The sequence below is a fragment of the Pseudoduganella danionis genome (assembly GCF_009720775.1).
Classification (GTDB): domain Bacteria; phylum Pseudomonadota; class Gammaproteobacteria; order Burkholderiales; family Burkholderiaceae_D; genus Rugamonas; species Rugamonas danionis.
The window spans coordinates 133,922-155,841 of the sequence record NZ_WNKW01000003.1 but is presented as its reverse complement, the minus strand read 5'-3'; the positions used below and the strand labels follow the sequence as shown (position 1 = coordinate 155,841).

Sequence of the window (21,920 nt, the reverse complement as noted above, 5' to 3'; positions counted from 1 at the left end):
CCTTACTTCCAGATATTCCAGGAGGTCTGCATCACGCCTGCCACCAGTACCAGATACACCAGCGTCAGAGGGATGAACACTTTCCAGCCCAGACGCATGATCTGGTCATAGCGGTAGCGTGGGAAGGTACCGCGCACCCAGATGAACACCGAGACCAGGAAGAAGACCTTAGCGAACAGCCAGAAGAAGCCACCGAAACCGCCCCAGAATTCGAGTGCAGCCAGCGGTGCCGACCAGCCACCGAGGAACATGATCGAAGCCAGCGTGGCGATCAGGATCATGTTGGCGTATTCGGCCAGCATGAACATGGCGTAGGCCATACCCGAGTATTCCACCATGTGACCTGCAACGATCTCCGACTCGCCTTCCACCACGTCGAACGGGTGACGGTTACATTCGGCCAGACCGGAAGTCAGGTACACCACGAACAGTGGCAGCAGTGGCAGCCAGTTCCACGACAGCAGATTCAGGCCTTGTGCCGCCATCATGCCGCGCTGCTGGCTGGCGACGATTTCGCCGAAGTTCAGCGAACCGGATACCATCAGAATCACTACCAGTACGAAGCCCATCGGGATTTCGTAGGAAATCATCTGTGCCGAAGCACGCATCGCGCCGAGGAAGGAGTACTTCGAGTTCGAAGCCCAGCCGGCAATGATGATGCCGTACACTTCCATCGAGGTGATTGCCATCAGCAGCAGCAGACCGGCGTTCACATTGGCCAGCACGGCTTCAGGACCGAACGGCACCACCGACCATGCGGCCAGTGCCGGCATGATGGTCATGATAGGACCGATCACGAACAGACCAGGGTTAGCCTTGGCCGGGGTGATGATCTCTTTAAACAGCAGTTTCAGCGCATCGGCGATAGGCTGCAGCAGACCGGCAGGACCGACACGGTTAGGACCCACACGGATCTGGATCCAGCCGATGAACTTACGTTCCCACAGGGTCAGGTAAGCCACCAGACCCATCAGCGGCATCAGTACCACCACGATACGGATCATGGCCCAGATCAGCGGCCATGCCGGGGCCAGCACACTGTTGGCGCCCATGGCATTAATAGTCGTTACGAATTCAGGCAGAGCCATTATTTACCCTCTCCTGCTTTTTCAACAGTGATAGAACCGAACATGCTACCCAGCGCAGCGGTCGATGCATGGGCTGCAGCGACACGCACGGTGCGCTCTGGCAGCGCTGCGTCGATGGCAGCAACCAGCGTGGCGCTACCGGCACCCTGGGTCACTTTCACCAGATCGCCTGCAGCCACACCCAGTTGCTGGGCCAGCGCTGCCGACAGATGCGCTTTCGGCGCAGCCGCGTCGACGGTCTGTTGCAGCGACTCGGCACGGCGCACGATGGCGTCGGCGAAGTAGATCGGTACATCGGCGATACGCTCGGTGCCACCGTTGCCGATTTGCGCGGCCACCGGAGCAGCGGCGCTGCGGTTGTTCAGCTTGGCGGAAACGTCGGTCACACCGGCGCCCAGCACTTCGTCACGGATGGCTTCCGAAGTTTCATACTCGAAGCCCGACAGGCCGAGGATGTTACCCAGAACGCGCAGCACTTTCCATGCAGGGCGGGTTTCCAGCAGCGGCTTGACGGTGCCGTTGAAGCTCTGTGCACGGCCTTCGCAGTTGACGAAGGTGCCCGAAGTTTCGCTGAATGGCGATACTGGCAGCAGCACGTCGGCATATTCCATGCCGTGCTTGTACGGCGACATGACAACCACCATGTCGGCGTTCTGCAGCGCGCTGGCAGCAGCTTGCGGGTTGTGCGCGTCGAACGCTGGTTCGGCGTTGAGCAGCAGGTAGGCTTTTTTCTGTTCGCTGAAAGCTGGTGCCGAGGCGCCGTTGGCGTTAGCCACGTAAGCACCCACGGTGTTGGCAGCTTCGGTCAGGTAACCGAACTTGGCACCGGTCTGCTCAGCGATCCACTGGGCGGCAGCGTGCAGCGCGCCAGCCTGTGGGTGCTGGGCTGCAGCGTTACCGAGGAATACACCGCGGCTCAGTGCAGCGTCGCCCGACAGCAGCGAAGCAGCGATAGCCGTCGCAGCGGCATCAGCCTGTACGCCTTCGAAACCGGCCGGAGCGGCCACGCCTTTGGCGGCAGCTACAGCAACGACGACTTGCGACAGTGCTGCCAGCCAGTCCGACGGAGCAGCAATCATCTTGTTAGCGACGTTCATCAGCAGGTCGTCGTCGGTGGCGTGCAGGATGGACAGCTTGGCGCCGCCCTTCACTGCCAGACGCAGACGCGTAGCCAGTTGCGGATGATCTTTACGCAGGAAGGAACCGATCACGAAAGCGCGGTTCAGATGGCCGAAGTCGGCAATCGACATACCGAGCCAAGGTGCAACGCCCTGCAGCGACACGTCCGCGTTACGCAGACGGGTATCAACGCTGTCCGAACCCATGGCGCGGGTCAGTTTCTGCAGCAGGTGCAGTTCTTCCAGCGTCGAGTGCGGCGTCGCCAGCGAAGCCAGCGACTGTGCACCGTGTTCGTGACGGATGTTTTTCAGGCCGTGCGCCACGTATTCGAGCGCGGTCTGCCAGTCGACTTCTTTCCACTCGTTGCCTTGCTTGAGCATAGGCTGGGTCAGACGGTCAGCGCTGTCCAGACCTTCGTACGAGAAGCGGTCTTTATCGGAGATCCAGCATTCGTTGACGGCATCGTTTTCCAGCGGCAGCACGCGCTTGACCTTGCCGGCTTTGACCTGAACGATCAGGTTGGCGCCGAGGCCGTCGTGTGGCGATACCGATTTACGACGCGACAGTTCCCACGAACGGGCGCTGTAACGGAATGGCTTGGAAGTCAGTGCACCCACAGGGCACAGGTCGATCATATTGCCCGACATTTCCGAGGTCACGGTCTGACCAACGAAAGCGGTAATTTCGGAATGTTCGCCGCGGCCGATCATGCCCAGTTCCATCACGCCGGCCACTTCCTGACCGAAACGTACGCAACGGGTGCACTGGATGCAGCGCGACATCTCCTGCATGGAGACCAGCGGGCCGCCGTCTTTCGGCGCCACTACGCGCTTGTCTTCTTCGTAGCGCGAAGTGGTCTTGCCGTAACCTACGGCCAGATCCTGCAGCTGGCATTCGCCGCCCTGATCGCAGATCGGGCAGTCCAGCGGGTGGTTAATCAGCAGGAACTCCATCACCGACTTCTGAGCCTGTACGGCCTTGTCGGAAGCAGAGCGCACAATCATGCCGGCCGCAACGGGCGTAGCGCATGCTGGCAAAGGCTTAGGCGCCTTCTCTACTTCGACGAGGCACATACGGCAGTTCGCAGCGATCGACAATTTCTTGTGATAGCAGAAGTGCGGAATGTAGGTTCCCAGTTTGTTGGCGGCGTCCATCACCATGCTACCAGCAGGGACTTCGACTTTTTTGCCGTCTATTTCGATTTCAACCATGGTGATCGTTACCTGACGCAGCTTAAATGTAAGCGGGCACTAAGCAGCGCTTGTGCTCGACGTGATATTCAAATTCTTCGCGGAATTGCTTGATGAACGCGCGCATAGGCATTGCTGCCGCATCACCCAGAGCGCAGATAGTGCGGCCCTGAATGTTGTCGCAGATCGAGTTCAGCACATCCAGATCCGAAGGACGACCCTGACCGTTTTCAATCCGGTGGATCATACGGTACATCCAGCCCGTACCTTCACGGCATGGGGTGCACTGACCGCACGATTCTTCGAAGTAGAAATAAGCCAGACGTTCCATCGCCTTGACCATGCAACGCGTTTCGTCCATGACGATGACGGCGCCCGAACCCAGCATCGAACCCGCTTTGGAGATCGAATCGTAATCGAGGTCGGTGTTCATCATCACTTCGCCGCGGATCACCGGAGCGGACGAACCACCCGGGATAACGGCTTTGATCTTTTTACCGCCGCGCATACCGCCTGCCAGTTCCAGCAGTTTGGCAAACGGCGTACCCAGCGGTACTTCGTAGTTGCCCGGCAGCTCAACGTCGCCCGAGATCGAGAAGATCTTGGAACCGCCGTTGTTTGGACGACCCATGCCCAGATATTTTTCCGGACCCATATTCAGGATGAACGGAACGGCAGCAAAGGTCTCGGTGTTGTTAATCGTGGTTGGCTTGCCATACAGACCGAACGACGCAGGGAAAGGCGGCTTGAAGCGTGGCTGGCCTTTTTTGCCTTCCAGCGATTCCAGCAGCGCGGTTTCTTCGCCGCAGATGTAAGCGCCATAACCATGGTGCGCGTGCAGCTGGAAGCTGAAATCGCTGCCCATGATCTTGTCACCCAGGAAGCCAGCCGCGCGGGCTTCTTCCAGTGCATCTTCGAACAGGCTGTACACCTCGAAGATTTCACCGTGGATGTAGTTGTAACCGACCGTGATGCCCATCGCGTAAGCGCCGATGGCCATGCCTTCGATCAGTGCATGGGGGTTGTAGCGCAGAATGTCGCGGTCTTTGAACGTACCCGGTTCGCCTTCGTCCGAGTTGCAGACGAGGTATTTCTGGCCGGGGAACTGGCGTGGCATGAAGCTCCACTTCAGACCGGTCGGGAAGCCTGCACCACCACGGCCGCGCAGCGACGACGCTTTCAGGTCGGCGATGATCTGCTCGGGGGTGATTTTCTCTTCCAGAATGCGGCGCAGCGCGCTGTAACCACCGCGCTTGACGTAGTCTTCCAGATGCCAGTTCTTGCCGTCCAGGCCGGCGAGAATGACGGGGTCGATGTGACGGTTATGCAGGGAGGTCATTTCTTCAGCTCCTCCACCAGTGCGTCGATTTTCTCATTGCTCATTTTGCTGCACATGCGGTGATTGTTCACCAGCAGCACCGGTGCGTCGCCGCAGGCGCCCATGCACTCGCCCTCGATCAGCGTGAACTCGCCATCTTCCGTGGTGCCACGGTAGTCGATGCCCAGCTTGTCCTTGAGGTGCTCGCCGGCGCGTACACCGCCCGACAGAGCGCAAGGCAGGTTGGTGCACACGGTGATCTTGTGCTTGCCGACCGGCTTGAGGTTGTACATATTGTAGAAAGTGGCCACTTCCTGCACGGCGATGGCCGGCATGCGGATGTAGTCAGCCAGTTCCTGCATGACTTCCGGCGAGACCCAGCCCAGTTCTACTTGCGCGTGGGCCAGCGCAGCCATCACGGCCGATTGACGCTGGTCGTCTGGGTATTTCGCCAGCTCGCGGTCGATTTTTTTATAACACTGCTCAGATAACAACATACTTTTCTGCCTCTCGGACTTAGCGGTCAATACTGCCGAACACGATATCTTGCGTACCAATGATGGTCACGGCGTCGGCGATCATGTGGCCACGCGCCATTTCATCGAGCGACTGCAAGTGCGCGTAGTCAGGTGCGCGCAGCTTCATGCGGTACGGCTTGTTGGCGCCATCGGAAACCAGATAGATGCCGAATTCGCCCTTCGGATGTTCCACCGCGCTGTACACCTCGCCCGGTGGGACGTGGAAGCCTTCGGTAAACAGCTTGAAGTGGTGAATCAGCGATTCCATATTGGTCTTCATGTCGACGCGGCCCGGAGGCGCAACCTTGCGGTTGTCGGTCATGACAGGACCCGGATTATTACGCAGCCATTCCACGCACTGTTTGATGATGCGGTTGGACTGACGCAGTTCTTCCACGCGCACCAGATAGCGGTCATAGCAATCGCCGTTGGTGCCGACTGGAATATCGAAGTCCATCAGATCGTAGACTTCGTAAGGCTGGTGCTTGCGCAAGTCCCAGGCCACGCCCGAACCGCGCAGCATGGCGCCCGTAAAGCCCATGGCTTTCGCATCTTCCGGCGAGACCACGCCGATGCCGACGGTACGCTGTTTCCAGATACGGTTGTCGGTCAGCAGGGTTTCGTATTCGTCGACGTAGGTCGGGAAACGACGGGTGAAGTCTTCGATGAAGTCCAGCAGCGAACCCTGACGATTTTCGTTGAGTTTGCTGATCGCCTTGGCCGAACGGATGATCGACGGACGGTGCTGCGGCATCGCATCGGGCAGGTCGCGGTACACGCCGCCCGGACGGTAGTAGGCTGCGTGCATACGCGCGCCGGACACGGCTTCGTAGCAGTCGAACAGGTCTTCACGATCGCGGAAGCAGTACAGGAACGGACCCATCGCACCGACGTCGAGCGCGTGCGCGCCCAGCCACATCAGGTGGTTCAGGATACGGGTGATTTCGTCGAACATCACGCGGATGTACTGGGCACGCAGTGGCACTTCCACGCCCAGCAGCTTTTCGATGGCCATCACATAGGCGTGCTCGTTGCACATCATCGAAACGTAGTCCAGACGGTCCATATAAGGCACGGACTGCAGGAAGGTCTTCTGCTCGGCCAGCTTCTCGGTGCCGCGGTGCAGCAGGCCGATGTGCGGGTCGGCGCGCTGGATCACTTCGCCGTCCAGTTCCAGCACCAGACGCAGCACGCCGTGCGCTGCCGGGTGCTGCGGACCAAAGTTCAGGGTGTAATTTTTAATCTCTGCCATGTGTCACTTCCCGTAATTTTCTTCGCGGATCACGCGTGGCACGTTTTCACGTGGCTCGATGGTGACCGGCTGGTAGATCACGCGCTTCTGTTCCGGGTCGTAGCGCATTTCGACATAGCCCGATACGGGGAAGTCTTTGCGGAACGGGTGGCCGATGAAGCCGTAGTCGGTCAGGATGCGGCGCAGGTCGTTGTGGCCTTCGAACAGGATGCCCATGACGTCGAACGCTTCGCGCTCGTACCAGTTGGCAGCACGCCACAGCGGCACGATGGAAGCCAGCACTGGCATATCGTCGTCCGGTGCGAACACGCGCACGCGCACGCGCCAGTTGTGCTGAACGGACAGCAGATGGGTCACGGCGGCGAAACGCAGGCCGTCCCAGGCACCGTCGCCGTAGGTCGAGTAGTCCACGCCGCACAGGTCGATCATGGTGTCGAAGCCCAGCGTCGCATCGTCGCGCAGGGTCTGCATCACGCCGTAGTAGTCGGCCGCAGCCACTACCAGCGTAATCTCACCCAGTGCAACGGTGGTAGTAACGCGATCGCCCAGGGCAGTGCCGAGGGCGTTTTGCAGTTGTTCTAAATGTGTAGTCATATTAGCGTGCGATCGTGTTGGTACGCTTGATCTTGTTTTGCAGCTGCATGATGCCATACAGCAGCGCCTCAGCCGTAGGCGGGCAGCCCGGCACGTAGACGTCTACCGGCACGATGCGGTCGCAACCGCGCACCACAGAGTAGGAGTAGTGATAGTAGCCGCCGCCGTTTGCGCAGGAGCCCATCGAGATCACCCAGCGCGGCTCTGGCATCTGGTCGTAGACCTTGCGCAGTGCGGGGGCCATCTTGTTGCACAGCGTGCCGGCCACGATCATCACGTCGGACTGACGTGGCGAAGGACGGAACACAACGCCGAAGCGGTCCATATCGTAACGGGCCGCGCCCACGTGCATCATTTCAACCGCGCAGCAGGCCAGACCGAACGTCATCGGGAACATGGAACCCGTACGCGCCCAGTTGATCAGCTTGTCGGCCGAGGTGGTGATGAAACCTTCGTTTAATACGCCTTCAATAGCCATGGCTTATTCCCAATCAAGGGCACCTTTCTTCCAGATATACCAAAAACCGACAACGAATTCAGCAATGAACACCATCATCGTGACGAAGCCGCCCCAGCCCAGTTCGCGCATGGATACGCCCCATGGGAAGAAGAATGCCGTTTCCAGGTCGAACAAAATAAACAGAATTGCGATCAGGTAGTAGCGCACGTCGAACTTCATGCGCGCATCTTCGAATGCTTCGAAACCGCACTCGTAAGGGGAAAGTTTAGCCGCATCTGGGCGTTTAGGGCCCAGCAGATGGCCGAGAACTTGCGGGAGTATGCCTACGCCGAGACCGACGAGGATGAACAGCAGGACGGGGAGATAATTTTCGAGGTTCACGATTGATGAGCTTATGTTGAACGGTCAGTTAAAAGGGCCCACTGCGATGTTTTGCGGTGCGCTTAACGTTCGCCCCAATCGTATAACTACTTAGACCAGGATCGAACGACACATCCTCGTAAAAAAGCCAGCCTAGGGTCACTTCGGTGCTCCTTATGCTGGCCTTGAATTTCTGGTGCCGACGACGAGACTCGAACTCGTACAGCTTTCGCCACTACCCCCTCAAGATAGCGTGTCTACCAATTTCACCACGTCGGCGTTAGGCCATTATTCTAACGCTTTTTCACAATCTTGTTAATGCGAATTGCGTTAAAACAAGACGAAAAACGATAAATATTTGCTGAGATACGTATTGAATTGTTTTTTTCGAGCAGAAAAACCCACAACTGCCAAAATATTCAGCAGCCGGCTTATCAGGCCGGCAATGTCACAACTTATAACTTACGTCAGGCTTACTTCGGAATCGAAGCAGCCGGGCCGCTGGCGGCCGGTGCAGCAGGTGCCGTTGCCGGTGCAGCCGCTGGCGCGGTCGGAATTGCTGCCGTGCCGGTGACTGGCGCAGCAGGCGCTGGCGCTGCTGGCACTGCTTTATCCATTACACCGCCGCTGACGGTATCGCCACGCTGGGTCGAGATATACGACAGCGCGAGGGTGGCGCTGAAGAAGATCGCGGCCGCGATGCCGGTCGATTTGGACATGAAGTTCGACGAGCCGGTGGCACCGAACAGGCTGCCCGAAGCGCCCGAACCGAAGGCGGCGCCCATATCGGCACCCTTACCATGCTGCAGCAGCACCAGACCGATGATGGCGATGGCCGACAGAACCTGAACTACGATAACCAGATTGAACAAAGTGTTCATGCTATTCCATTCAAAAATAAAAATGTTTTTACTGCTATTTACTGCTGCACTGCTAATTCGTCGCAGCTAATACCTTGCATACGGCGGTTTAAACGGCCTGGATAATGCCGAGGAAATCCGCTGCCTTCAAAGCTGCACCGCCTATCAGGCCGCCATCAATATCAGGCTGAGCCATCAGTTCCTTGGCATTTTCCGGCTTCATGCTGCCGCCATACAGTATCTGCATGCTGGCCGCCGCGACTGCATCCTTGGCTGCCAGTTGCGCACGCAGCAGCGCGTGCGCTTCCTGCGCGATCTGCGGTGTTGCAGTTTTGCCCGTGCCAATGGCCCAGACTGGTTCGTAAGCCACCACAATCTTGATCAGCTCGCTGTTTTCCAGCACATCCAGCACGGCTTGCAGTTGGGCGCCGATCACGGCGGCCGTTTGCCCCGCTTCGCGCTGCTCCAGCGTTTCACCCACACACACCACCGGCGTCAGGCCGGCGGCCAGTGCGGCACGGGCCTTCTGTGCCACCAGTTCATTGCTTTCATGATGGTAGGCACGACGTTCCGAGTGGCCACACAGCACATAGCGGCAACCGAAGTCCACCAGCATGGCCGCTGCCACTTCGCCCGTGTAGGCGCCGCTGGCGTGTACGGAGAGGTCTTGCGCACCCCACGCTACCGCACTGCCCTGCAGCTGGGATTCACATTGAGCCAGATACGGCGCCGGTACGCACACTGCGCAGTCAGCACCGAAATCGTTCAGACCGGCCAGTATACCGGACAGCAAAGTGGAGTTGGCGGCACGGTTGCCGTTCATCTTCCAGTTGCCGATGACAAGTTTGCGTCGCATAGTAGCCTAAAATTCAATAACCCGTTATTTTAACGCGTTGCCGGAATACCGGTCAAACGACGGGCTGGCAGCGTGCCGCGATCGCCACACTGGCATCGACTAGATCACCTGCAGCATGATCTTGCCCACATGCTGGCTGCTCTCCATCAAAGCGTGTGCCGCGGCGGCCTGCTCCAGCGGGAAAACTTCGTAGATTACCGGTTGCAGCTTACGTGTAGCCAACAGCGGCCAGACCTTTTCCAGCAACTGGCGCGCAATCGCGCCCTTGAAAGCAGGCGAGCGGGGGCGCAGGGTCGAGCCGCTGATGGTCAGGCGGCGGCGCAGTACCTGCCCCATATCAACGGTAGCCTTGGAGCCGCCCAGCGTGGCAATCAGGCCGATGCGGCCATCATCGGCCAGACAGTCGATTTCGCGCGGCAGGTAATCACCGCCCACCATGTCGAGAATCACGTCGACACCGCGGCCATCCGTGAGCGTCTTGACCACGGCGCCGAAGTCTTCGCTGCGGTAGTTGATGCCGCGCTCGGCGCCGAGTTTCACGCAGGCCGCCACCTTGTCGTCACTGCCAGCGGTGGCAAATACACGGTGGCCCAGCGCGCTGGCGAGCTGGATGGCGGTCACGCCGATGCCGGAACTACCGCCCTGCACCAGCAGCGTTTCACCAGCCGCCAGCCGCGCCCGGTCCCAGACATTGCTCCAGACCGTGAAGTAGTTTTCCGGAATGGTGGCCGCTTCCAGCATGCTCCAGCCCTTGGGCACGGGCAGTACCTGCTCGATCGGCGCCACCACGTATTCGGCATAGCCGCCGCCCTGCACCAGCGCGCACACAGCATCGCCTAGATCAAATGTGGTGTAGTCCAGATCGCCGTCGACGATTTCGCCGGCCACTTCCAGCCCCGGCAGATCGGAGGCGCCAGCCGGCGGGTTGTACAGGCCTTTACGCTGCAGCACATCGGGCCGGTTGATGCCCGCCGCATGCACTTTGATCAGCACTTCGCCGGCGCCGGCCACGGGCATAGGCCGCTCGCATAGCTGCAGCACCTCGGCCGCACCAGGCTGAACTATCTGTATCGCACGCATCGCACCCACTCCTATCAAACTTGGTCAAACGGCAATTGTACGCCAGCGCCGCTCTGACGTCGTACGCACCGCAAACGGAAATGAGAGCCAAGATGTTAATGAGATCAATTCCTATTTACATTCGCATTAAGTCTGCTTATACTCTTCGCCAAACTTTATTTCCGTCCCACCCTTTTTTCGAGACGACTATTTTGAACAAGCCGAAAGCCCAACACCCGCACAGCATCCGCATGGAACAGGATAGCGCCCTGCGCAGCATGCAAAAAACCAGCCTGGCCATGGGCCTGTCCACCGCCATGCTGCTGCCGCTGGCAGCCGTGGCCCAGACCGCCGCCACCGACAAGACCGTCGACATGCGCGAAGTGCTGGTGCTCGGTAAGCGCCTCGACCCGAATCCCAACGCCGAAGCCGGTACGCCTTACAAGGCCAAGACTTCGGGTGATAGCCGCCACACCCGCCCGCTGGCAGAAACCCCGCAGACCATTTCCGTGGTTACCAAGGCTGCCATCGACGACTCCGGCCTGACCGACCTGAAACAGATTCTGGCCGCGCAACCGGGCATCACGCTGGGCACGGGCGAAAACGGTAACGCTTTCGGCGACCGCTACATCATCCGCGGTCAGGAAGCGCGCAGCGACGTATTCGTCGACGGTCTGCGCGACCCCGGCATGAGCACGCGCGAAAGCTTCGCCGTCGAACAGATCGAAATTTCCAAAGGCCCCAATTCGAGCTTCGCCGGCCGCGGCACGGCGGGCGGCGCCGTCAACGCCATCACCAAGCAGGCCACGCTGGATCACGACTTCACCCGCTTCTCCATGGGCGTAGGCAGCGATTCGCAACGCCGCATCACCTCGGACGTGAACCGTGGCTATGGCGAGAACTTCGCCGTGCGCGCCAACATCCTGTGGGGTGAAGAAGACGTGCCGGGCCGTGCGCCATCGAACCGCAGCCGCAGCGGTCTGGCCCTGTCCGGCCTGTGGGAAGCTTCCGACACCTTCAGCCTGACCACCGACTACTACGGCCTGCGCACCAAGGACCACATGCCCGACCTGGGCGGCTATCTGGTCGGCAGCGTGCCCAACCGCGTACCGGCCACCAATGTGCCCGTGTATGCCCAGACCAGCGACTTCCTGCAATCGGATGTCGATACGCTGACCGCGCGCATCAACTGGAAAATTGCACCGCAACTCAAGCTGACCAGCCTGACCCGCTACGGCAAGTCCAGCAACGCCTATGTCACCACGGGCGCAAATATCGGCACCCGCTACAACGGCAGCAACAGCGTGCCCTTCACCGCAGCGGCGCTGGATGGTGGCCACACGGGCTGGCAGGAAGTCGATTACTTCGCGCACCAGAGCAATCTGCGCTGGGACAAGGAACTGGCCGGCCTCAAACACGAGTTCATCTTCGGTGCCGAATACACCGACCACAAAGTGCTGTCCGGCACCTACCAGATCACCAACACGGGCGCCTACAATTGCCGCACCGTCGGCAATAACACGCCGATAGTCGGCCCGCTGAATGCCTATTGCCTCAGCGACGCCTACGGCCAGAACTACGCCAACCTGAACACGCTGGCCGGCCGCAGCGCCACCCGTCTGGGCTGGAATCAGGACTGGCATGTCAAGACCGTGGCGCTGACGGCCATGGACACGGTAGACCTGACGGACAAACTGAGCGCATTCGGCGGACTCCGTGCCGACTACTTCGACCTGAATCTGGTGCGCCGCAACAACACCACCGGCGTGATCACGGGCGACTACGGCTACAACGATACGCTGGTCAACGGCCACTTGGGCCTGAGCTACAAGGTCGCCAAGGACGCCATCGTCTACGCTAGCGTCGCCAGTGCGCAGGACATCAACGGCGGCGAAGCCGATTCGGGCACCAACAGCGGCTACGGCGGCGCCGTGCTGTACGACGGCAAGATCGCTGGCGCCAAGCCGGAAACCTCGATCAACTACGAACTGGGCACCAAGTGGGACCTGTTCGACCACAAACTGCTGGCCACCGCTGCCCTGTTCCAGACCACCAAGAAAGACGTGATGGAAGGCGCCAACTACGACACGATCGGCACCTTCAACTCGGGCAAAAACCGCGTACGCGGTCTCGAAGTGGGCGTCGCCGGTAACTTCACCGAGCGCCTGTCGGGTCAGATCGGCGGCAGCATCATGCAGTCGGAAGTACTCGGTTCGGCCACGGCCACGAATATCGGCAAGCCGCTGGCCAACTTCGCCAAGAAGTCCTTCTCGGCCCAGCTAAAATTCCAGCAGACCGATGCCCTCAGCTATGGCGCCGTAGCGCGCCACGAGAGCGACCGTTGCGGCGGCCAGCCCGATACGGCAGCCGGCTACACCAACGGCGTATGCGCCCAGCCAGTACCGGCCTTCACCGTGTACGACGTGTTTGCCGCCTACCGCTTCAGCCGCCGTTTCGACCTGCGCCTGAATGTGCTCAACGTCGGCAACAAGGACTACTACACGGCCGTGTACCGCTCGGGCGCCTTCCTGTACAAGGGGGATGCGCGCGCCGTACGCCTGACCGTGAACTACGAACTGTAATCGAGGTCAAGTCGCTGTAAAGCTTTCCCCATGCCGGATACCCCATCCGGCATTTTTTTTGCGGGGTCAGGTCGGGCAAAGTGCAGGTGTCAGGTCGGGCACTGGGGCACACTTTCGCATGAGAAATACGATGCAGGAACTTAGCCATGCATAGAACTTGTGTGGCCAGTCGTTTATGCTGTGAGGGCAACCTGATCGTTGCACCAGTCAGCCTCTAGATTGAATGCATGAAAATATGCCCATTTGCCCGACCTGACACCTGCACTTTGCCCGACCTGACCCCAAGCTGGACTGCACATGTCTGAAACGTTGATCAAGGCTGCATTAAGCCACATTCCGCCGGAAATCCGCTGCGCGCTCGATTACGAGACGCTGGCACCACAATTCATCGCTGCGCCCACACTGGCTTATATCGCCGGCGGCAGCGGCCATGACCAGACGGTAGCCGCCAACCGCGCTGCCTATGCACGCTGGGCCATCACGCCGCGCCTGCTGAGTGATGTCAGCGCTGGCCACACGGCCATCACGCTGGCTGGCATGGCCATGGCCCATCCGCTGATGCTGGGGCCTGTGGCCTTCCATAATCTGGTGCACCCGGGTGGCGAACACGAAACCGTGCGTGGCGCCGCAGCGCTGGACTGCCCCATCATCGCCAGCACCCAGTCCTCCTGCACACTCGAACAGCTAGCCCGGAGCGCAGGTCCGCAGCGCTGGTTCCAGATGTATCTGCAGCCGCAGCGCGCCGATACGCTGGACCTGCTGCGCCGCGCCGAGGCCGCCGGCTACAGCGCCATCGTGCTGACGCTGGACGCGCCGATACAGGTCGCCAGCCTGCGCACCTTGGCGGCGCAGTTCCAGCTACCGGCGCACTGCGTGCCCGTCAATCTGGCAGGCTATACGCCAGCGCAGCAAAGCGCCGTGGCACCAGGCGCCAGCCGCATCCTGCAAGGTGTGATGGCGGCAGCACCGAACTGGGATGAATTGCGCTGGCTGCTCACGCAAACCCGTTTGCCTGTCTGGGCCAAAGGCGTGATGCATGGCGACGATGCGCTGGCATTGCAAGCTGCCGGCGTGGCCGGCATCATCGTTTCCAACCACGGCGGCCGCAGCCTCGATGGCGCGCCTGCCACGCTGGACGTACTGCCTGCCATCCGCGCCGCTGTAGGCAAGGACCTGCCCATCGTCTTCGACGGTGGCGTGCGCTCGGGCGCCGATGTCTTCAAGGCGCTGGCACTGGGCGCGAATGCCGTGGCTATCGGCCGCTTGCAGCTATACGCGCTGGCCGTGGCCGGCGCACTGGGCGTGGCGCACATGCTCAAACTGCTGCGCGAAGAACTGGAAATCTGCATGGCCCTCGCCGGCTGTGCCCATATCGATCACATCCGGGCTACGGCCCTGTTCCATCAGCGAGATCACCATGTTAATCACGATTGAAAATGTACTGAGCAAAGACGAAGTCCGCCAGTTCCGCGGCTGGCTGGCCCAGGCCAGTTGGCAGGACGGCGCACTGACGGGCGGCAGTCTCGCGCGCCACGTCAAACAGAATCTGCAACTGCCGGATAACGCCGAACCGGCCCAAAGTCTGGGCCAGCACATCCTGCGCGCCTTATCGGGCCAGCCGCTATTCATCTCTGCCGCGCTGCCGCGCAAAATCTATCCGCCCAAATTCAACTGCTATCAGGATGGCGGCACTTATGGCACCCACGTCGACAACGCCGTGATGCAACTGCCCGGCAATCTGGGCAGCGTGCGCAGCGACCTGTCGGCCACGCTATTCCTGTCCGAGCCTCATGAATACGAAGGCGGCGTGCTGGAAGTGGAAAGCGAATTCGGCGTGCAGTCGGTTAAACTGGCAGCAGGCGACATGGTGCTCTACCCTTCGTCCAGCCTGCACCGCGTCACGCCCGTCACGGCGGGCGCCCGGCTGGCCTCGTTCTTCTGGATCGAGAGCATGGTGGCCGATGAAGGCGAACGCAGCCTGCTGTTCGATCTGGACCGCACAGTACAGAATCTGTCGCAATCCCTGCCGCCTGACCATCATGAACTGGTCAGACTGACGGGCATCTATCATAATCTGCTGCGGCGCTGGGCTCAGACCTGAACCGCCTTATTTTGAAAGGAATCATGATGAAACGTTCTTACTCCCGTCTGGCACAGTTTGCGCTGCCTGTACTGCTGGCCGTATGTGCCGCTGGCGCCAGCGCGCACGGCAATGTGGTGTGCACCAAAGCTCCCAAATCGGAATGGAAATCGCACGAAGAACTGCAGAAGAAACTGGTGGCCGAAGGCTGGGTGATCCGCCGCATGGAAGCCACCAACTCCTGCTACGAAGTCTACGCCAAGGACCCGAAAGGCAAGCGCGTGGAAGCCTTCTTCGATCCCGTGACTTTCGCCCGTGTCGAAGAATAAGCCACTGACGATCTGGGATCTGCCACTGCGGCTGCTGCACTGGTCACTGGTGCTATGCGTGGCCGCAGCCTGGCTGACCAGCAGCGATACCGGTCCCCAGCATGAATACTGGGGCTATGGCGCGGCCACCATCGTGGCGTGCCGCTTCCTGTGGGGCTATACGGGCAATTACTACGCCCGCTTCAGCCAATTCGTGCGCAATAGCGCCGATACGCTGCACTATCTGCGCCAGGTCCTCAGCGGCACTGCGCCGCGCTACCTCGGCCATAATCCGCTGGGCGGCTGGATGGTGTTGGCCCTGCTGCTGTGCGTGGCCCTGCTGGGCATCACGGGCTGGGCGCTGAATACGGATCTGCTGTGGGGCTATGCCTGGCCGGTGCGCGTGCATCAGGCGCTGGGCTGGACGCTGCTAGGGCTGATTGCCCTGCATCTGGGCGGCGTGCTGTTCACCAGTTGGCAGCACCGCGAGAATCTGGTGGCCGCCATGCTGAGCGGCCGCAAGGACGCCGACGACCACCCTGTCTGAATCGGCAGCGGCGCACATGCCGCGACCCGCCCGTACTAGCTGCCGCCGGTACGGGAACGCTGCGGCAGCGGCGTATTTGGCTTCCAGGCAGCCGACAATGCCTGCCCTTCTTCCAACTGCTCGGCCGTCATGTTCTTGACCACAGCCGAACGCTGCTCGGCCGCATTGGCCGAGCCATAGGACGCCGCCAGATTCCACAGCATGTAGGCGATCACATTATCCTGCGGCAGTCCGGCCGTGTGATAGCGGTACATCAGGCCCAGCGCCTGCAGCGCTTCCGCGTGGCCCTGCTCGGCCGCCTTGCGGAACCAGGCCACGGCCTGCTTGTGATCCTGTATCACGGCATTACCTGTGTAGTACATGGCGCCTACCACGTATTGCGCGTCGGCCTTGCCCTGCAGGGCTGCCTTGCGATGCCATTCGAGCGCCTGCTTGTAATCCTGGGTGACGCCACGGCCCATGTAATACATCAGGCCCAGCAAATGCTGGGCATCGGCATTGCCGGCCTTGGCCAGTGGCGTGATTTCCTTTAGCGCCACGGTGTAGTTTTTAGCGTTGTAGGCGGTCGCGCCTTCTGCAAAACCGGCTTGCGCCAGCTGCGGCAGACTGAAGGCCAGGCCTAGTGCCAGTATGATTTTTTTCATATCCCCGGTGGTCCTGTCGATTACTTCCAGCTGACTTTGCCCAAACCATCTACGCTCACATTACGGTTCATCGGTTTGCCATACACCGTGACCGAACCCAGCCCGCTCAGGCTCAGGGTTGCGTTGTTGCGCGCATTGACGGTGGCATTACCGAGACCACTGAGGTCCACATTCACATTCTCTGCCTGCAACTGCTGGGCATTCAGTCCGCCCAGCCCACCCAGCGAAGCTTTCAGCATCTTGCTGCGGCCACCCAGCGTGATATAGCCGGCACCGCGCAGATCGAGATCGACATTGTCGTTCTCGCTGACCCACAGGTTCATGCTGCCCACGCCGCCCAGATCAGCTTTCAGATTCTTGTAGTCGCAATTGACTTTCATACTGCCGGCGCCATCGAGCGTCAGTTCCAGTTCATCGCCGCTAAAGCCGCTGATATCGGTAGTGCCTACACCTTCGGACACCACTTCGCGCAGCATCGGCAAGGTCAGTTCGGCGCGTACCATATTGCGGCCTATCTTGATGCCGCGCCCTTCCGTTTCCAGATGCAGGGTATCGCCCGTGGTGGAAGACATGGTCTTATCGAGATAGCGCTTCTCGCCGATGATGATCAGCCCCGGCGCAGCCCCCTGACGCACCTTGAGGTCGATCACGCCATCAAGCTTGACGCGCACCACGCGGGCATCGATGGCCACCACGCGCTTCTCGACCGGGTCTTCGGCAGCGAAGGCCGAGTTCCACAGCGCGCTACAGGTGGCCAGCAGCAGGCCGAACTGGAAAAACTTATTCATAACGATATCCTCACTGGTGTATCCCATCCGCACTCGGGCGGCGTCGCACAATTCTAGCAGCCCTGCCGGTGGCGGCGGGCGTCATACAATCAGGCGTTGGCGCTCAGGCGATGGCCTTTCACCACGACTACCTGCATGGCAGCCTGACTCACCTGGGCGACAGGTTCCAGTGCGGCGGCCTTCTGGGCAGCGCTGCTGGTGTAAGCGAAGGTACCCAGTACCATGGTGGCTGCGAGGAAGATGACTTCCATGTTTTTTGCGATGTTCATTTTGCTCTCCTTAAAATCGTTGCGGTATGTGAGCACTATAGACATAGGCCGCGCAAGCGTCGTGCGGATTGCGACGAAACGCAAAAAACAGCGACTAGACGGCATTTACAGCCGCTGAAAGCCCGCTCAGGCCACAACTTAGGGGCACGCCTCTACTGGCGGTCACACGCAGGTAACAGACGGTCGATACGCTTGCAGGTTTTAATTAACCTGCAATAGTCCATTTATGTCCCCTGCTACCCCTTACGCAAAAACCCGTTTGCATCTGGCGCTGGCCGCCGCTGGCCTGTGCGCACTGCACGCCCCTGTTATGGCAACCGAAGATGGCAGCGAAGGCGCGCTGTCCAAAGTATTTGTCAAAGCCACGGTGGAAAAGAAAAAGCTGGGCGATAGCGTCAGCGGCGGTGCGCTGGGGCGCAAATCCGAACTCGATACGCCGTTCTCCACCAAGGCAGTGAGCAGCGACGAAATCGAAGACCGTCTGGCCACCAGTATTTCGGAAGTGCTCAAATACGACGCTTCCGTCACGGCCATCAGCCCGCCCATCAGCACCCACCCGGCCACCATACAGATGCGCGGCCTGCGCCTTGATGACCTGAACGGCTACAAGATCAACGGCCTGGCAGCCGTCAACCGCGGTACCGAAATGCCGCTGGAAATGTTCGAAAGTGTGGAAGTGCTGAAAGGCCTGAGCGGCTTTATGTACGGTTTCGGATCGCCGGGCGGCATCGTCAATTACGTCAGCAAGCGTCCGACTACGGACAAGAGCTTTAGCGCAGCGCTGGGCTATCAGGAAGGTGGCGCGCTCAAGGAACACTTCGACATCGGCGGCCGTGTGGGCGAAGAAGGCGGCTTTGGCTATCGCCTCAACCTGCTGCACGAGGATGGCGGCGTGCAGGAAGAAAGCGGCACCATCCACCGTAACGCCGCTGGCCTGAATCTGGAATGGCGCGTCAGCGATGATGTCGCGCTGACCTACGAATCGCTCTACCAGCGCCGCAAGAGCGTAGGCGGCACCGACGTGGTGCTTTCTACTGCCTACGCGGTGCCGCGCCCGATCGCCGGCAACAGTAAACTCAATAGCATAGGCGCCGGCAGCGACGTGGAATTCGTCATGTACACCATGGGTATGGATGCACGCGTAGCACCGGACTGGATGATGAACCTGTCCTACCGCACTTCCGACTCCACCCGCGTCTACAAGAAGGACCAGTACTACATCACCAGCGACAAGGCCGACTACAAGGACCGCGTCACTTCGGAGCTGCACGGCTACCACTTCGACCAGATACAGGCTAGCTGGGAAGGCAAGCTGCAGAAGTGGGGTGTGGCACACGACATCGTGACCGGCTTCACATCGCAGAACCTGACGTCCACCTCCTCGGCCGTCACGCCCAAGACCTATCTGGGTACGGGCAATCTGTACGCACCGACCATCATCAACGTCAACAGCATCAACTGGAGCGGCGGCACCTATCAGGACGAAGCCACCCGCCAGGAGGCCGTGTTCTTCAGCGACACCGTCAAGTTCAACGACAACTGGTCGGTGCTGGCCGGTGCACGCTACAACCGCTTTAACGAAAACGCCTACAACACCAAGAACGTGGTGACGGCCAGCTATCCGGCCAACCGCACCACGCCTACCGTTGCGCTGATGTTCAAGCCGGCGGCGGACACCACCCTGTACGCCAGCTATGTGGAAGCGATGGAGATGGCCTCGAATGCGCCCGCCTCGGCCGTCAATGCCAACCAGACCTTCGCACCGATCAAGAGCAAGCAGGCGGAAGCGGGCATCAAGACGGAGCGCAGCTTCTGGAATGCCAGCGCGGCGCTGTTCCAGATCAAGCGCGGTGCGCAGTACACCAATGCGGCCAATGTCTTCGTGGCCGACGGCGAGACCAAATATCAGGGTCTGGAAGTGAATAGCGTGGTTCAAGCCAGCAAAAACCTGTCCGTCGAAGGCGGCATCATGCTGCTCGACGCCACGCTGGAAAATGCGGCGCCCGGCTACAGCGGCAAGCGTGCTGTGGGTGCACCACGCCGTCAGGCTTCGATACAGGCCACCTGGCGCGAAGTGCTGCCGGGCCTCGCCCTGCACGCCGGCTCGCAATATCTGGGCGAGTTGCCGCTCGATGCGGCCAATGTCCATACGCTGTCCGGCACTACGCTGTTCGATGCGGGCTTCAACTACCGTCAGCGCTACTTCGGTAAGATGGTCAGCGTGCGCGCCAACATCTCCAACATCGCCAACCGCAAGTACTGGACCTACTATCAGGAGAACTACCTGAACGTAGGCTCGCCACGCACGGTCAGCGTCAACCTGCGCGTGGACTTCTAAGCATGCCGGCCCCACGCCTTGCCCGCACTGGCGCTGCCGCTGCCGCACTGTCCCTGCTGCTGTCGTCGGCCTATGGTCAGCATTATCAGACCAAGACGCCATATCAGCCGCAGCTGGCCAGCGCCAGCAGCGAAGCTGTGCCGCAAGGCTACCGGCCTATCCATACCCAGCTGCTGGCACGCCATGGTTCGCGCGGGCTGACCAGCATGAAGTCCGATCTGGCGCTCTACAATCTGGTACAACTGGCAAAGCAGCAGCACGCGCTTACGCCGCTGGGCGCGCAACTTGAGCCGGCCATCTACCAGATGATGGAGGCCAACGCCTTGCTAGGCTATGGCGTGGCAGGCATACGCAAGCCCGGCTACGGCAACGAAACCATGCAGGGCATACGCGAACACCAGCAACTGGCACAGCGTCTGTATCAGCGCATGGCGCCACTGTTTCAGCCAGCGGATGCCAGCAGTGGTGCAGCACCACGTCAGATCTTGCTACTCAGTTCGGGCAAGGACCGCGCGGTCGATAGCGGCGAATACTTTGCGCAGGCGCTGTTCGCTTTGCAGCCGGCGCTGCAGGCACATCTTGTACGACCAGCGCCGCTGGCACCACGCAGCAGCGCCAGCATCGAAAGCAGCGGCGGCGCAAGTACCGCCAGCAACAACGCCAGCGCTGCCGGCACCGACCGCTTCCTGCTCTACTTCCACAAGCTCAACCCCAAAACGGATCTGGTCAGCGACAGCAGCGATCCGCTGTATGCCGCTTATCAGGCCAGCCTCGCCTATCAGGCGTGGTTGCGCAGCGAGGCGCTGAGCCAGCGCCTCGCTGCGCTGGAAGCCCGGCCAGAACTGGCACAGGCTGCACACGCCGTGCTGGCACGTCTGTTCCAGCCTGCCTTCCTGCGTGCGCTGGGCGCTGGTCAGCATACGGCAGCCAATACCGGCAGCATGCAGTTCACCAGCAAAGATGGCCAGTACACCAGCCGCCTGACGGGCGATGGTGAAACGGCGCTGCGTACGCCGGTCGATGCCGCACTGGCTTTGTATGAACTGTACGCTGCGGCCGCCGACATGCAGGCCGAACTCCGCGCCGACTTCCACCGTTTCATGCCGCAGGCGCAGGCCGCCGTATTCGCCGCTCACGAGGATGCCGTGAGCTTCTACAGCAAAGGCCCGGGCCTGCAGGAAAACGGTGCGCTCAACTATGCCATGGCCCAGCCCCTACTCGATGACTTCTTCGAGGAAGTCGCAGCCGTGGCAGCGGGCGATCTGCGCCACGTAGCCAAGCTTCGTTTCGCTCATGCCGAAATCGTCATCCCCATGGCGGCGCTGCTCGGCCTGCAGGGCATGTCCGAACAGCTAACAGCGGCGACGCCTTATAGTTACAAATCCAGCCCATGGCGCGGCGAACGGGTCGCGCCCATGGCGGCCAACATCCAGTGGGATGCTTATCAAAACGATCAAGGTCAAATCGCCGTACGCATGCTGTACAACGAACAGCCTGTTGATTTCAAAACCACCTGTGCTTACGCCAAACTTACGGTAGCAAGCCAGTTCTACGACTTTGCCCGCCTGCGCCGCTGCTATCAGCGCCCGGGCGAATGACGCAGGATTAATTTCTTAAACGTTCTGACAAGATTGCTCGTGTTGCAGTGCATCAAAAGCAACATTTATTGCAATCGATTTCGAAACTAGCC

The 21,920-nt window shown here is 60.2% G+C and carries 21 protein-coding genes and 1 tRNA gene; 7 read left to right on the top strand and 15 right to left on the bottom strand.

The window, feature by feature from the left end; genetic code table 11:
- Window positions 1-2: 2 nt before the first annotated feature.
- The 12 genes from nuoH to GM655_RS12260 form a co-directional block, all read right to left on the bottom strand.
- A complete protein-coding gene (nuoH, locus tag GM655_RS12315; RefSeq protein WP_155434987.1) occupies window positions 3-1,088 on the bottom strand; it encodes an NADH-quinone oxidoreductase subunit NuoH in 1,086 nt (361 codons plus the stop codon).
- Window positions 1,088-3,418, bottom strand: coding sequence for an NADH-quinone oxidoreductase subunit NuoG (gene nuoG, locus GM655_RS12310; protein WP_155434986.1), 2,331 nt, complete (start codon window positions 3,416-3,418; stop codon window positions 1,088-1,090). The genes nuoH and nuoG overlap by 1 nt, the downstream gene beginning before the upstream one ends.
- A gap of 22 nt (window positions 3,419-3,440) precedes the next feature.
- Window positions 3,441-4,736 (bottom strand): NADH-quinone oxidoreductase subunit NuoF, encoded by a 1,296-nt coding sequence (nuoF, locus tag GM655_RS12305; protein ID WP_155434985.1) that lies wholly within the window; start codon window positions 4,734-4,736, stop codon window positions 3,441-3,443.
- Window positions 4,733-5,212, bottom strand: a complete 480-nt coding sequence (gene nuoE / locus GM655_RS12300) for an NADH-quinone oxidoreductase subunit NuoE (RefSeq protein ID WP_155434984.1) — start codon at window positions 5,210-5,212, stop codon at window positions 4,733-4,735. Before nuoE ends, nuoF begins: the two co-directional genes overlap by 4 nt.
- A 19-nt stretch (window positions 5,213-5,231) precedes the next feature.
- A complete protein-coding gene (locus tag GM655_RS12295) occupies window positions 5,232-6,485 on the bottom strand; it encodes an NADH-quinone oxidoreductase subunit D (RefSeq protein ID WP_155434983.1) in 1,254 nt (417 codons plus the stop codon).
- Between the two features lie 3 nt (window positions 6,486-6,488).
- Window positions 6,489-7,079 (bottom strand): NADH-quinone oxidoreductase subunit C, encoded by a 591-nt coding sequence (locus GM655_RS12290; protein ID WP_155434982.1) that lies wholly within the window; start codon window positions 7,077-7,079, stop codon window positions 6,489-6,491.
- Window position 7,080: 1 nt separating this feature from the next.
- Window positions 7,081-7,557, bottom strand: coding sequence for a NuoB/complex I 20 kDa subunit family protein (locus GM655_RS12285; RefSeq protein ID WP_008450353.1), 477 nt, complete (start codon window positions 7,555-7,557; stop codon window positions 7,081-7,083).
- Between the two features lie 3 nt (window positions 7,558-7,560).
- Complete coding sequence (locus GM655_RS12280) at window positions 7,561-7,920, bottom strand: NADH-quinone oxidoreductase subunit A (protein ID WP_161034870.1); 360 nt, start codon at window positions 7,918-7,920, stop codon at window positions 7,561-7,563.
- 173 nt (window positions 7,921-8,093) lie between these two features.
- Window positions 8,094-8,178, bottom strand: a tRNA-Leu gene (locus GM655_RS12275).
- Between the two features lie 194 nt (window positions 8,179-8,372).
- Window positions 8,373-8,780 carry a preprotein translocase subunit SecG gene (gene secG / locus GM655_RS12270; protein WP_155434981.1) on the bottom strand — a complete coding sequence of 136 codons (408 nt, stop codon included), beginning with the start codon at window positions 8,778-8,780 and terminating at the stop codon, window positions 8,373-8,375.
- 88 nt (window positions 8,781-8,868) lie between these two features.
- Entirely contained in the window at window positions 8,869-9,615 is a 747-nt protein-coding gene (gene tpiA, locus GM655_RS12265; RefSeq protein ID WP_155434980.1) for a triose-phosphate isomerase, read from the bottom strand.
- Between the two features lie 99 nt (window positions 9,616-9,714).
- Complete coding sequence (locus GM655_RS12260) at window positions 9,715-10,695, bottom strand: NAD(P)H-quinone oxidoreductase (RefSeq protein ID WP_155434979.1); 981 nt, start codon at window positions 10,693-10,695, stop codon at window positions 9,715-9,717.
- 191 nt (window positions 10,696-10,886) lie between these two features.
- On the opposite strand from GM655_RS12260, the gene GM655_RS12255 reads away from it, so the two are divergent.
- The 5 genes from GM655_RS12255 (at window position 10,887) to GM655_RS12235 (ending at window position 16,191) form a co-directional block, all read left to right on the top strand.
- Entirely contained in the window at window positions 10,887-13,256 is a 2,370-nt protein-coding gene (locus GM655_RS12255; RefSeq protein ID WP_229632539.1) for a TonB-dependent receptor, read from the top strand.
- Between the two features lie 297 nt (window positions 13,257-13,553).
- On the top strand, window positions 13,554-14,690 hold the full coding sequence (locus tag GM655_RS12250; protein WP_155434978.1) for an alpha-hydroxy acid oxidase: 1,137 nt from the start codon (window positions 13,554-13,556) through the stop codon (window positions 14,688-14,690).
- Window positions 14,674-15,357: a Fe2+-dependent dioxygenase gene (locus GM655_RS12245; protein ID WP_155434977.1), complete on the top strand. Its 684-nt coding sequence runs from the start codon at window positions 14,674-14,676 to the stop codon at window positions 15,355-15,357. Before GM655_RS12250 ends, GM655_RS12245 begins: the two co-directional genes overlap by 17 nt.
- A gap of 23 nt (window positions 15,358-15,380) precedes the next feature.
- Window positions 15,381-15,665 (top strand): PepSY domain-containing protein, encoded by a 285-nt coding sequence (locus tag GM655_RS12240; RefSeq protein ID WP_229632538.1) that lies wholly within the window; start codon window positions 15,381-15,383, stop codon window positions 15,663-15,665.
- Entirely contained in the window at window positions 15,652-16,191 is a 540-nt protein-coding gene (locus GM655_RS12235) for a cytochrome b/b6 domain-containing protein (RefSeq protein WP_371866795.1), read from the top strand. The genes GM655_RS12240 and GM655_RS12235 overlap by 14 nt, the downstream gene beginning before the upstream one ends.
- 35 nt (window positions 16,192-16,226) lie before the next feature.
- On the opposite strand, the gene GM655_RS12230 is transcribed toward GM655_RS12235, so the two are convergent.
- From GM655_RS12230 to GM655_RS12220, 3 genes are all read right to left on the bottom strand, one after another.
- The gene (locus tag GM655_RS12230) at window positions 16,227-16,835 is read right to left on the bottom strand and encodes a tetratricopeptide repeat protein (protein WP_155434976.1); all 609 of its coding nucleotides are present in this window, start codon (window positions 16,833-16,835) and stop codon (window positions 16,227-16,229) included.
- A gap of 20 nt (window positions 16,836-16,855) precedes the next feature.
- Complete coding sequence (locus tag GM655_RS12225; RefSeq protein ID WP_155434975.1) at window positions 16,856-17,623, bottom strand: GIN domain-containing protein; 768 nt, start codon at window positions 17,621-17,623, stop codon at window positions 16,856-16,858.
- Window positions 17,624-17,712: 89 nt separating this feature from the next.
- Window positions 17,713-17,892 (bottom strand): hypothetical protein, encoded by a 180-nt coding sequence (locus GM655_RS12220; RefSeq protein ID WP_155434974.1) that lies wholly within the window; start codon window positions 17,890-17,892, stop codon window positions 17,713-17,715.
- Between the two features lie 226 nt (window positions 17,893-18,118).
- On the opposite strand from GM655_RS12220, the gene GM655_RS12215 reads away from it, so the two are divergent.
- Entirely contained in the window at window positions 18,119-20,230 is a 2,112-nt protein-coding gene (locus tag GM655_RS12215) for a TonB-dependent siderophore receptor (RefSeq protein ID WP_155434973.1), read from the top strand.
- Between the two features lie 2 nt (window positions 20,231-20,232).
- Complete coding sequence (locus GM655_RS12210; RefSeq protein ID WP_155434972.1) at window positions 20,233-21,828, top strand: histidine-type phosphatase; 1,596 nt, start codon at window positions 20,233-20,235, stop codon at window positions 21,826-21,828.
- Window positions 21,829-21,920: the final 92 nt, after the last annotated feature.